13 protein-coding genes are annotated in these 12320 nt (G+C 52.3%); 12 read left to right on the top strand and 1 reads right to left on the bottom strand.

The genetic code is table 11. The features are described 5' to 3' along the window. Positions 1 to 109: 109 nt before the first annotated feature. On the bottom strand, positions 110 to 490 hold the full coding sequence (panM, locus tag HGO41_RS22350; RefSeq protein WP_013577469.1) for an aspartate 1-decarboxylase autocleavage activator PanM: 381 nt from the start codon (positions 488 to 490) through the stop codon (positions 110 to 112). A gap of 403 nt (positions 491 to 893) precedes the next feature. Here panM and HGO41_RS22345 point away from each other — a divergent pair, with 403 nt between their 5' ends. The 12 genes from HGO41_RS22345 to ugpE all read left to right on the top strand — a co-directional run bounded on the left by HGO41_RS22345 (position 894) and on the right by ugpE (position 12314). After that, entirely contained in the window at positions 894 to 2006 is a 1113-nt protein-coding gene (locus HGO41_RS22345) for a branched-chain amino acid ABC transporter substrate-binding protein (RefSeq protein WP_112152571.1), read from the top strand. Positions 2007 to 2168: 162 nt separating this feature from the next. Further along, a complete protein-coding gene (livH, locus tag HGO41_RS22340) occupies positions 2169 to 3095 on the top strand; it encodes a high-affinity branched-chain amino acid ABC transporter permease LivH (protein WP_013577467.1) in 927 nt (308 codons plus the stop codon). Continuing rightward, the gene (locus tag HGO41_RS22335) at positions 3092 to 4381 is read left to right on the top strand and encodes a high-affinity branched-chain amino acid ABC transporter permease LivM (RefSeq protein WP_037035404.1); all 1290 of its coding nucleotides are present in this window, start codon (positions 3092 to 3094) and stop codon (positions 4379 to 4381) included. Before livH ends, HGO41_RS22335 begins: the two co-directional genes overlap by 4 nt. Continuing rightward, positions 4378 to 5148 carry a high-affinity branched-chain amino acid ABC transporter ATP-binding protein LivG gene (gene livG, locus HGO41_RS22330; protein WP_013577465.1) on the top strand — a complete coding sequence of 257 codons (771 nt, stop codon included), beginning with the start codon at positions 4378 to 4380 and terminating at the stop codon, positions 5146 to 5148. Before HGO41_RS22335 ends, livG begins: the two co-directional genes overlap by 4 nt. Before the next feature lie 27 nt (positions 5149 to 5175). Continuing rightward, positions 5176 to 5877, top strand: a complete 702-nt coding sequence (gene livF / locus HGO41_RS22325) for a high-affinity branched-chain amino acid ABC transporter ATP-binding protein LivF (RefSeq protein WP_013577464.1) — start codon at positions 5176 to 5178, stop codon at positions 5875 to 5877. A gap of 131 nt (positions 5878 to 6008) precedes the next feature. Beyond that, positions 6009 to 7196, top strand: coding sequence for an aminotransferase-like domain-containing protein (locus HGO41_RS22320; protein ID WP_013577463.1), 1188 nt, complete (start codon positions 6009 to 6011; stop codon positions 7194 to 7196). Positions 7197 to 7475: 279 nt separating this feature from the next. Further along, on the top strand, positions 7476 to 8156 hold the full coding sequence (locus HGO41_RS22315; protein ID WP_013577462.1) for an Ssp6 family T6SS pore-forming effector: 681 nt from the start codon (positions 7476 to 7478) through the stop codon (positions 8154 to 8156). Then, entirely contained in the window at positions 8143 to 8391 is a 249-nt protein-coding gene (locus HGO41_RS22310; protein ID WP_013577461.1) for a hypothetical protein, read from the top strand. Before HGO41_RS22315 ends, HGO41_RS22310 begins: the two co-directional genes overlap by 14 nt. 15 nt (positions 8392 to 8406) lie before the next feature. Next, positions 8407 to 8886, top strand: a complete 480-nt coding sequence (locus tag HGO41_RS22305) for an Hcp family type VI secretion system effector (protein WP_013577460.1) — start codon at positions 8407 to 8409, stop codon at positions 8884 to 8886. A 202-nt stretch (positions 8887 to 9088) separates the two neighbouring features. Next, positions 9089 to 10402 (top strand): sn-glycerol-3-phosphate ABC transporter substrate-binding protein UgpB, encoded by a 1314-nt coding sequence (ugpB, locus tag HGO41_RS22300; RefSeq protein ID WP_013577459.1) that lies wholly within the window; start codon positions 9089 to 9091, stop codon positions 10400 to 10402. Between the two features lie 182 nt (positions 10403 to 10584). Continuing rightward, positions 10585 to 11472: a sn-glycerol-3-phosphate ABC transporter permease UgpA gene (gene ugpA / locus HGO41_RS22295; RefSeq protein WP_013577458.1), complete on the top strand. Its 888-nt coding sequence runs from the start codon at positions 10585 to 10587 to the stop codon at positions 11470 to 11472. Then, entirely contained in the window at positions 11469 to 12314 is an 846-nt protein-coding gene (gene ugpE / locus HGO41_RS22290) for a sn-glycerol-3-phosphate ABC transporter permease UgpE (protein WP_013577457.1), read from the top strand. The genes ugpA and ugpE overlap by 4 nt, the downstream gene beginning before the upstream one ends. Positions 12315 to 12320: the final 6 nt, after the last annotated feature.

Below are 12320 nucleotides of genomic sequence, written 5' to 3'. Positions count from 1 at the left end.
AGACGCCGTATAGATTTAAGCAAGCCCATCATAAATCAAAATCAACGTTGCAAAAAAGGGGGTGACCATAGATTTTTTATGACTGAAAATCCGCGCGGGCAGGCTGTGCTCAGGATTTTTTCCAGACATTGCCTTCACGTACAAAACCGCAGGCCAGCATAAATGCATCCAGCACGGGTTCCGGATCCGCTTTCATCGTCCAGCTTTCCACCTGCGGCAGTTGCGCCTGCACATCTTCCATCAGATACAATCCGACACCGCGACGGCGCGTGACTTCGCGCACCAGCAAATCACTCAGTTCAGCCTGATTACCGTCGAGCCTGATTTTCACTGCGCCCAGAATGCGTTCATTAAACACCGCAGCGAACAGCGCGCGGTTATTTTGCAGGCTGGCTTGCCAGTCACTTTCAGTTTGCTCCGGCCAGATTTTTGCCAGGTCGATCAGGTCCTGCACGCTGAGCGACGTCAGTTTTTGGATAGTTAATTTCATGATGCGCAAGGTCAGAAAAAGGGAGCGTCAGTGTAGCGGAATCCACTAGAAATCGGGCGTAACTTTTTTTGTACAGTAACAGGTCGAAAAGTTTTTTAGTGATCTCTGCATAAGCGATAAATGTTGGCTTTAATCAATAAAGCCAGTGTTAACGACTGATTGTTTAAATCTACACCGCCTTTTCAGCCAAATAAAATTCTGTTTACACCTCATATTTCTGATTGTGCTATTTGATTTGCAGAAGAAAATTCCTGTTTAATGATATGAATTATAAAGTCTTATTCGAAAATAAGACGAAATAAGCCGGTAACTCGTTATTACTTATACTAAATTTCCTAAGTGATGATGTTTTGAACAGGCAACAAAGAGCAAACCACAACACACACATGAACGGGGTAATCGGATGAAAGTAACAAAGGGTAAGATCTGGCTGGCAGGGTGTATTGCAATAGCAATGAGTCAGGCGGCGTTCGCAAAAGACATCAAAGTCGCCATTGTCGGTGCTATGTCAGGTCCGGTCGCCCAGTACGGTGACATGGAGTTTACGGGGGCAAAACAAGCGATCGCTGATATCAATGCCAAAGGCGGCGTGAAGGGCGACAAACTGGTTGGCGTGGAATATGACGATGCCTGTGATCCGAAACAAGCCGTTGCGGTTGCCAACAAAGTGATCAACGACGGTATTCGTTACGTGATCGGTCACCTGTGTTCTTCTTCCACTCAGCCCGCTTCCGACATCTATGAAGATGAAGGCGTGCTGATGATCACCCCGGCGGCGACTAACGCTGACCTGACCACCCGTGGTTATAAAATGGTGATGCGCACTACTGGCCTGGATTCTGATCAAGGCCCGACCGCAGCGAAATACATCCTCGACACTATCAAACCAAAACGTATCGCCGTGGTGCATGATAAACAGCAATACGGTGAAGGCCTGGCCCGTTCTGTACAGGATGCGCTGAAAAAAGGCGGCGGCAACGTTGTCCTGTTTGAAGGCGTGACCGCAGGCGACAAAGACTTCTCCACACTGGTGGCGCGTCTGAAGAAAGAAAACGTCGATTTCGTTTATTTCGGCGGCTATTACCCGGAAATGGGGCAGATCCTGCGTCAGTCAAAACAAGCCGGTCTGGCAGCTAAATTCATGGGCCCGGAAGGTGTGGGCAACTCCTCACTGTCTAACATTGCCGGTGATGCTTCTGAAGGCATGCTGGTGACCCTGCCAAAACGTTATGATCAGGTACCGGCTAACCAGCCAATTGTGGATGCCCTGAAAGCCAAGAAACTGGATCCAACCGGTCCGTTCGTCTGGACGACTTACGCCGCATTGCAGGCGCTGACTACCGGTATGGAACGCAGCGGCAGCATGGAACCGGCAGATATCGCCAAAAACCTGAAATCAGCGCCAGTGGATACCGTGATGGGCCCGCTGAGCTGGGATGCAAAAGGTGACCTGAAAGGATTCGAATTCGGTATTTTCGAGTGGCATAAAGACGGCACGTCTACCCCAATCAAATAAAACCGCACCAAAGTGGTTCTCCGCTCCCTCCCCTGCGAAGGGGAGGGCTGGGGTGGGGTAGTAATGGCAACGGCGTTGTTTGCAAAACCCCCTCCCAACCTCCCCCTTCGCAGGGGGAGGAGTAGCACAAGTTATCAAACCCTTGATTAATAAGGATAGGGTATGTCAGAGCAGTTCCTCTATTTCATTCAGCAGATGTTCAACGGTGTCACGTTGGGCAGTACTTATGCGCTGATCGCCATTGGTTACACCATGGTTTACGGCATTATCGGCATGATCAACTTCGCCCACGGCGAGGTGTATATGATCGGCAGTTATGTCTCCTTTATTGTTATCGCCGCCCTGATGATGATGGGTATCGACGCCAGCTGGTTGCTGATCGGTGCCGGTTTTATCGCCGCGATTGTAATTTCCAGTGCCTATGGCTGGAGTATTGAACGCGTGGCGTATAAGCCGGTGCGTAACTCCAAGCGGTTGATTGCACTGATTTCTGCCATCGGGATGTCAATTTTTCTGCAAAACTACGTCAGCCTCACGCAGGGCTCACGCGATCTCGCCTTACCGAGTCTGGTGACCGGCCAGTGGAAACTGGGTGAAACCAACGGCTTTGCGGCGACCATCAGCACCATGCAGCTGATTATCTGGGTCGTCACGTTTGTCGCGATGCTGGCGCTGACGCTGTTCATCCGTTATTCGCGTATGGGTCGCGCCTGTCGTGCCTGCGCCGAAGACCTCAAAATGGCCAGCCTGCTGGGGATCAGCACTGACCGCGTGATTTCGCTAACCTTCGTCATTGGCGCGTTAATGGCGGCCGTAGCGGGCGTTCTGCTCGGTCAGTTCTACGGCGTAATCAATCCGTATATCGGCTTCATGGCCGGTATGAAAGCTTTCACCGCCGCGGTTCTTGGTGGGATCGGCAGTATTCCGGGGGCGATGATCGGCGGCCTGATTCTGGGCGTGGCTGAAGCGCTGACCTCAGCGTATCTGAGCACCGAATACAAAGACGTGGTTTCCTTTGCACTGCTGATCGTCGTGTTGCTGGTGCTGCCGACCGGTATTCTGGGTCGTCCGGAGGTTGAGAAAGTATGAAGCGCCTGAATCTGTTAAATGCGCTGGTCTCCGCTTTCGTCCTGCTGGTGCTGGCCGCATTCATCATGGGATTGCAGCTGAGCCTCGACGGCACAAAACTGGTGGTCAACGGCGCCGGTGAAGTGCGCTGGACGTGGATTGCCATCGGCTGCGCCATCGTGTTCGTATTCCAGCTATTCCGCCCGATGGTCAGCAGCGGCCTGAAAAAGGTCTCGGGTCCGGGCTGGGTTTTGCCGAGCTTTGATGGCTCGACGCCGAAACAAAAACTGCTGGCGCTGGTGCTGATTATCGCCGCTATCGCCTGGCCGTTTATCGTCTCGCGCGGCACGGTGGATATCGCCACGCTGACGCTCATCTACATAATGCTCGGCCTCGGTCTGAACGTGGTGGTCGGATTGTCCGGCCTGCTGGTGCTGGGTTACGGCGGCTTTTATGCCATCGGCGCTTACACCTACGCGCTGCTCAATCACTATTACGGCATCGGATTCTGGGAAGCCTTACCGCTGGCCGGTCTGGTATCGGCGGCGTTTGGTTTCCTGCTTGGCTTCCCGGTTCTGCGGCTGCGCGGTGACTATCTGGCGATTGTGACGCTGGGCTTTGGGGAAATCGTCCGCATCCTGCTGCTCAATAATACCGAACTGACCGGCGGACCGAACGGCATCAGCCAGATCCCGAAACCCACGCTGTTCGGGCTGGAATTCAGCCGGACACCGCGCGACGGCGGCTGGGATACCTTCAGCAACTTCTTTAATGTTACGTATGATCCCAGCGACCGCATTATTTTCCTGTACATGGTGGCGCTGTTGCTGGTGATCGCCACATTGTTCATCATCAACCGTTTGCTGCGTATGCCGCTCGGCCGTGCATGGGAAGCCTTGCGTGAAGATGAAATTGCCTGCCGTTCACTGGGCCTGAACCCGACCCGCATCAAACTGACCGCGTTCACCATCAGCGCTGCGTTTGCCGGTTTTGCCGGTACGCTGTTTGCGGCGCGTCAGGGCTTTGTCAGCCCGGAATCCTTCACCTTTGCGGAATCCGCCTTCGTGCTGGCTATCGTCGTGCTCGGCGGGATGGGCTCGCAGTTTGCAGTCATTCTGGCGGCTATTTTGCTGGTGGTTTCCCGCGAACTGATGCGTGATCTCAACGAGTACAGCATGTTGCTGCTCGGCGCATTAATGGTGCTGATGATGATCTGGCGTCCGCAGGGCTTACTGCCGATGAAGCGCCCGCAACTGAAACTGAAGCTGTCTAAGCAACAAATCGCAGATCAGGGGGAAAAGGCATGAGTACGCAACCTCTGTTAGCGGTTGAAGGGTTGATGATGCGTTTTGGCGGCCTGCTGGCGGTCAACAATGTGGCGCTGAACCTCAATCAGGGCGAAATTGTTTCGCTGATCGGCCCGAACGGTGCCGGTAAAACCACGGTATTTAACTGCCTGACCGGTTTCTACAAACCGAGCGGCGGCACCATTAAACTGCGTGATCAGCATCTGGAAGGTTTACCGGGGCAGAAAATTGCCCGCATGGGCGTGGTACGTACTTTCCAGCACGTGCGTCTGTTCCGTGAAATGACGGTGATCGAAAACCTGCTGGTCGCGCAGCATCAGCACCTGAAAAGCGGCGTGCTGGCTGGGCTGTTCAAAACGCCGGGCTTCCGTCGCGCTGAAGCCGATGCTTTGGATCGCGCTGCTGACTGGCTGGAACGTGTCGGATTGCTCGAGCTGGCAAACCGTCAGGCGGGTAATCTGGCTTACGGCCAGCAACGCCGTCTGGAAATTGTCCGCTGCATGGTGACGCGTCCTGAAATCCTGATGCTCGACGAACCGGCTGCCGGTCTTAACCCGCGTGAAACCGAAGAGCTGAACCAGCTGATTGCCGAATTGCGTAACCAGCACAACGTGTCTGTTCTGCTGATTGAGCACGACATGAAACTCGTAATGGGTATTTCCGACCGCATCTACGTAGTGAATCAGGGCACGCCGCTGGCACAAGGCACACCGGCTGAAATTCGTAATAATCCTGACGTGATCCGCGCCTATTTAGGCGAAGGTTAATGGGCGAAGGCTAAGGGACAGAACAAGATGTTGTCATTTAATCAGGTATCCGCCCATTACGGCAAAATTCAGGCGCTGCATGAAGTCAGCCTGAGTATTAATAAAGGGGAAATCGTCACGCTGATCGGCGCGAACGGCGCGGGTAAAACCACACTACTTGGCAGTTTATGTGGCGAACCACGTGCGACGAATGGCTCGATTATTTTCGAAGGAAAAGACATCACGCAGTGGCAGACCGCCAAAATCATGCGTGGCGATATCGCGATTGTGCCGGAAGGCCGCCGCGTGTTCTCACGCATGACGGTGGAAGAGAATCTGGCGATGGGCGGTTTCTTTGCCACACGCGATCAGTATCAGGAACGGCTGGAGCGCGTGTTTACGTTGTTCCCGCGCCTGAAAGAGCGTCGTGTGCAGCGGTCAGGCACCATGTCCGGCGGTGAGCAACAGATGCTGGCGATTGGCCGTGCGCTGATGAGCCAGCCACGTTTGCTGCTGCTCGATGAGCCGTCGCTGGGGCTGGCGCCCATCATCATCCAGCAGATTTTCGATACTATCCAGCAATTGCGCGAAGAAGGAATGACCATCTTCCTGGTCGAGCAAAACGCCAATCAGGCGCTGAAACTCGCTGATCGTGGTTACGTTCTGGAGAATGGTCATGTGGTGCTGGAAGATACCGGTGCGGCATTGCTGGCGAACGAAGCGGTGCGTGCGGCCTATCTTGGCGCATAAATTGGCATCGGATTTTAAAAATCTGTGTTAAATCTAACAAACCGCACGGCAAGCGCTTTGCGGTTTTTATTTTGTCTATAAATTAACATCTCTTACATTCGTATAACTTTGCACATCATCAGGAACATGTCATGAACACAGAAGGTTTACTCGCCGCCCGTATGGTCAGGCTTAAAAGTTCAGCCATCCGGGAATTGCTGAAACATAGCAAGATGGAAGGCGTTATTTCGCTGGCGGGTGGTATTCCTTCTTCGGCGCTTTTTGATTTCGACGGCCTGCGTGAAGCCACACAGCTGGCCATTACTGAACAGCCGGAACATGCATTCCAGTATGGTCTGACCGAAGGCAGTTATACGCTGCGTGAGCGTATTGCTGAGCTTTGTCAGGAGCGTGGTGTGGTTGCGCAGCCTGAAGATATCGTGGTCACTGCAGGCTCCCAGCAGGCGCTGGACTTGGTGATGCGCGCCGTGGTGAACCCCGATGATGTTTTCGTGGTGGAGCGCCCGACCTATCTGGCGGCGTTACAAACCCTGGAACTGGCTGAAGCTAAACTGCTGTCCGTCGGTTCTGATGGCGACGGCATGATTGTTGATGAGCTGGCGGAACGCCTAAAAACGCAGAAGATTAAAGGCGTGTATCTGGTGCCAACGTTCGGAAACCCGAGCGGCGTAACCCTGAGCCGTGCCCGTCGTGAGCAACTGGTGAAACTGGCAGCACAGCACGAATTCCTGATTGTCGAAGATGACCCGTACGGCGAACTGCGTTTCACCGACGAACGCCAGCCGACGCTGTTTGAGCTGTCGAAAGCGATGTTTGGTCACGCGGATAACATCATCTATACCTCAACGTTTTCCAAAATTCTGGCGCCGGGCCTGCGTCTGGGCTGGGTCATTATGCCAGACTGGTTGCTGCATAAAGTCGCCATCATCAAACAGGCCGCAGATCTGCATGCCAGCGCGCTGTCGCAGACCATTGCGGAATATTATCTCGGTCTGGGTCGTCTGCCGAAGCAGATCGAAACCATCCGTGCGGCGTATAAAAATAAATGCCAGATCATGGCCGGACTGCTGGAACGCGAGCTGGGCGATGTGCTGACGTTTGAATATCCGAAAGGCGGCATGTTCCTGTGGGCGCGTTTCCGCGAGCCGCGTAACTGCGCTGACTGGATGAAAAAGACGCTGGAGCAGGGCGTGGTGTTTGTCCCGGGGGAATTCTTCTATGCCGATAATCCGGATCACTCGACCTTCCGTCTGTCATTCGCCACCGCGACCGAAGAGCAAATGCACGAGGCAGTCGCCCGTTTGAAACGCGCCCTGTAATTTTCCCGTATTTCTCATCTAAGGCGCTTTGTTTATACAAGGCGCTTTATTTTTGCTCCGTCGCTCTGGCGCCAGAAGAAGTGGGGTCGTTTAAGGGTAAACCTCTATCTGCCAGACAGCCAGGGGCAGTTGCTGGCAGGTACAGTACCTCATTCATATTGCTCCCTGATATTCCACGGTATACCGCACATTTAATAAAAAAAATTGAATTTATAACACTTGGTCATTTAACCCTTATTGTATTAAGGTCATATCAACACGAAATCAGGGAGGTTTATCGTGGCAGATATCAATAACGTTTCAAGTGATATAGACGATGTTGCAAATAGAATTTCAGATATCATCATGTCCCCAGCCACAATTACCGGATTAATAAATGGAGCGCTTACCGTTCCTTTAGATATGGGTTACCTGGCCATAGGATATTTTGATACAGATTCCCGTTTTGCACATCAGACACAGCGTTTTCGCATGGCTGAAGCAATACATAATGACATACTCAATTACAAGCATATAACAAATGCGGTAGAGATCATATTTAAAGAATTCGATAAATATGCTTCAGTGACCAAACAAAATAATGTCTATCGTGGCGTGGCATCCTCGATTGCCGGGCGTTTACTTACCGCGAAACTTATTGCGGTGATTGGTGCTGCTGTGCTGGCGAGAGTGTCATTTATCGGTGCACAAAGTGCCAAAAACTGGATTGGCAGGGTGACGATGATTTTGCTTATAGGGGGAATGAGTGAGCGCTCAATAAGAAAATCAGAAAGCCTTGCCATCGAAGCACCGGAGATTTACTGGCTCCTTCGACCCCATGATTATGACCTTACCTACTTTCTTTTTGAACCCGCTGTTAAGCCGTTCATTGATGCGGTGCACATAGGTGCTACGCGCGGACAGCCTGCGTTTGACAGGATAATCGATGCTGTAGGGCGAAAACTGCATGTCACACAATAAACCGCTTCTTGTTGTCGCAAAAGGCGCAGCGAAATGGGTGATATTTGCCGTCGTCAACGTATGGGATTTTTTTGAATCTGTGCTTTTTGTTGGCGGGTTAATCGGAAGCCTTATGCTGCCAGTTGTGTGGCCTATGAAATTCGTTTATGCCGCAGGATGGCTGGTTTGTTTCTTCTTTGTATCAAAGTGCATCGGAAAAATAGAAGGCTATAGGAAAAAAAAGCCGAAACATTAAATTAAGGAAATAAAAATGTCTAATCCTGCTTATTTGTGGTTAACGGATGAAAATGGTTCTCCTGTTATCGGAAGTTGTAATGTTCACGGGCGTGTGGGTTCTATTGAAGTGAAATCACTTTCACACCACCTGACAGTTCCGACGGATAGAAATACTGGGAAATTGACAGGTACGCGTATTCATACACCGATATTATTTCAAAAGGAATTTGATCGCACGACGCCAATACTTTACCGTACGATTAGTCAGGGAATTACGCTTAAATCTGCTGAGTTTAAGATGTATCACATATTAGACGCGGGTGTAGAAGCAGAGTATTTCAACATTCGCATGGAAAATGTGAAGATCACCGGAATTACTCCTAGCCTTCATCCCGGTTCGGGAACAGGAACGCATCTGGAAAATATTGAAATGCGCTATGAGTCAATTCAATGGAAATATGTCGATGGGAACATAATATTTAAAGACAGTTGGAATGAACGCACCGTAGCATAAATCTAATAAGATAAGCCGTCCTGCGGACGGTTTTTCCTAACGTTTAACCGGCATGAACCTCATTTTCTGCCATCTGTCTGTCATCCCCGCTTAACTTTCCCGTAACCTTATTGTCATTTTTCCGTGTCATTTTACCTCCCGACTCTACCCGGCTTACTTCAGGCTGCACTTGCAGCACACCAGCAGAATTCAGGAGACAGGCATGTTCATCAACCTCAAAAAAACGGTCATTGGCACCGCGCTGACGCTGGCTTTCAGCGCCAATGCTTTCGCTGTGACAGAAATCCCTTTCTGGCACTCTATGGACGGCGAATTAGGCAAAGAAGTGAACTCGCTGGCGGACCGTTTTAACCAGACGCACCCTGATGTCAAAATCATGCCTGTCTACAAAGGCAAATACGACGAAAGCCTGGCGGCCGGTATTGCCGCGTACCGCACCGGTAATGCGCCTGCGATTTTGCAGGTTTACGAAGTGGGCACCGCGACCATGATGGCCAGCAAAGCCATCAAACCGGTTTACGAAGTGTTCAGCGATGCGGGCATTAAAGAAGACGTTTCCCAGTTCGTGCCGACCGTTTCCGGTTATTACTCCGATTCCAAAGGCCGTCTGCTGTCTCAGCCTTTCAACAGCTCCACGCCTGTGCTGTATTACAACAAAGATGCCTTTAAGAAAGCCGGTCTGAACCCGGATCAGCCGCCGAAAACCTGGCAGGATATGGCTGCGTACACCGAGAAATTGCGTGAAGCGGGCATGAAATGTGGTTACGCCAGCGGCTGGCAGGGTTGGATCCAGATTGAGAACTTCAGTGCCTGGCACGGTCTGCCAATCGCCACCAAAAACAACGGCTTCGATGGCACCGATGCGGTTCTGGAATTCAACAAACCAGAGCAAATCAAACACATCCAGATGCTTGAAGATATGAACAAGAAAGGTGATTTCACCTATTTTGGTCGTAAAGACGAATCCACCGCCAAGTTCTATAACGGCGATTGCGCGATGACTACCGCGTCTTCCGGTTCACTGGCTGACATCCGTCAGTATTCTAAATTCAACTACGGCGTAGGCATGATGCCTTACGACGCAGATATCAAAGGCGCACCACAAAACGCCATCATCGGCGGTGCAAGCCTGTGGGTGATGAACGGCAAAGACAAAGACACCTACAAAGGCGTTGCCGAATTCCTGCAATTCCTGACCACGCCGGAAATCGCAGCCGAATGGCATCAGAAAACCGGTTATCTGCCGGTGACGACTGCCGCGTATGAGCTGACCAGGAAAGAAGGCTTCTACGAGAAGAACCCGGGTTCTGACGTCGCCACCCGCCAGATGCTGAACAAGCCACCGTTGCCGTTCACCAAAGGTCTGCGTCTGGGCAACATGCCTCAGATCCGTACCATCCTGGATGAAGAACTGGAAAGCGTGTGGAGCGGCAAGAAAACGGCCAAAGAAGCGTTAGACACTGCAGTACAGCGCGGGAACTTACTGTTACGTCGCTTCGAAGCTTCTACTAAGTAATCCAGTTTTGCTCCCACCCCTGCGAAGGGGAGGGCTGGGGTGGGGTATTAAAGACAACTCAGTCGCTTGCCAAACCCCCTCCCAACCTCCCCCTTCGCAGGGGGAGGAGCCAAAAGCCAAATTCAAAACCAACCTGGTTTGCTCCCTTTCGGGGAGTCTTTTATATCAACGAGTAAACCATCATGAGTTCACACCGTCCCGGTTTTGGTTGCAGCTGGTTGCCCTACGCGCTGGTTTTGCCGCAGCTGTTAATCACCGCGATATTCTTCCTGTGGCCTGCCGGTCAGGCGCTGTGGTATTCGGTGCAGACGCTGGATCCGTTCGGCTTATCCAGTACCTTTGCCGGTCTGACTAACTTCGTGCAGCTTTTTCAGGACTCGTACTATCTCGATTCTTTCTACACCACGCTGAAATTCAGTTTTATGGTGGCGTTTATCGGGCTGGCCGTTTCGCTGTTTTTCGCGGCGCTGGTCGATCACGTTGTGCGCGGCAGCCGGATTTATCAGACGCTGATGATCCTGCCATACGCCGTTGCGCCTGCGGTGGCCGCCGTCTTGTGGATGTTCTTGTTCAGCCCCGGTCTGGGCCTGATTACTCATTTCCTCGGCTCGATAGGCTACAACTGGAACCACGCGCAAAACAGCGGTCAGGCGATGTTCCTGGTGGTACTGGCATCGGTCTGGAAGCAAGTCAGTTACAACTTCCTGTTCTTCCTGGCAGCGTTGCAGTCGATTCCTAAATCGCTGGTGGAAGCAGCGGCTATCGATGGCGCAGGCCCGGTTCGCCGTTTCTTCAATCTGGTATTGCCGCTGATTTCGCCGGTCAGTTTCTTCCTGCTGGTGGTCAATCTGGTGTACGCCTTCTTCGATACTTTCCCGGTGATTGATGCTGCGACGGCCGGTGGCCCGATGCAGGCGACCACCACCCTGATTTACAAAGTATATCGCGAAGGTTTCTCCGGTCTGGACTTGTCCAGTTCTGCCGCCCAGTCCGTGATTCTGATGCTGCTGGTTTGCGGCCTGACGTTCATTCAGTTTCGCTTTGTCGAGCGTAAGGTGCGTTATCAATGATTGAAAACCGCAGAGGGCTGGATATCTTCAGCCACATCATGCTGCTGCTCGGCGTGCTGGTGATCCTCTTTCCGCTGTACGTCGCGTTTGTGGCAGCGTCGCTGGACAACAAACAGATTTTTGACGTGCCGATGACGCTGATCCCCGGCACGCACTTGTGGGAAAACATCACCACGATCTGGACGCAGGGGGCGGGTAACAGCAGTCCGGCATTCGGACGGATGCTGATCAACAGCTTCATCATGGCGATGGTTATCACCGTCGGTAAAATTTCGGTGTCGATGCTCTCGGCTTACGCCATTGTCTACTTCCGCTTTCCGCTGCGTAACCTGTTCTTCTGGCTGATTTTCATGACGCTGATGCTTCCGGTGGAAGTGCGTATTTTCCCGACCGTCCAGGTGATCGCCAATCTGCATATGCTCGACAGTTACACCGGCCTGACGTTGCCGCTGATGGCCTCGGCGACCGCCACCTTCCTGTTCCGCCAGTTCTTTATGACCTTACCGGATGAGCTGCTGGAGGCGGCGCGTATCGACGGCGCGGGCGCGATGCGCTTCTTCTGGGACATTGTGCTGCCGCTGTCGAAAACCAATCTTGCGGCACTGTTCGTCATTACCTTCATCTATGGCTGGAACCAATATTTGTGGCCGATCCTGATCACCAGCGATGTCTCGATGGGCACGGCGGTGGCGGGGATTAAAAGCATGATTTCCTCCGGCGACGGCTCGACCCAATGGAATCAGGTGATGGCGGCCATGATCCTGACCTTATTGCCACCGCTGGCGGTGGTGCTCCTGATGCAGCGCTGGTTTGTGCGCGGTCTGGTAGACAGTGAGAAGTAAACTGAA

It is taken from the genome of Rahnella sp. CG8, from assembly GCF_023701875.1.
Classification (GTDB): domain Bacteria; phylum Pseudomonadota; class Gammaproteobacteria; order Enterobacterales; family Enterobacteriaceae; genus Rahnella; species Rahnella aceris.
Note: the sequence above shows the minus strand (reverse complement) of the source record. Positions and strands in the feature narration are given on the sequence as shown.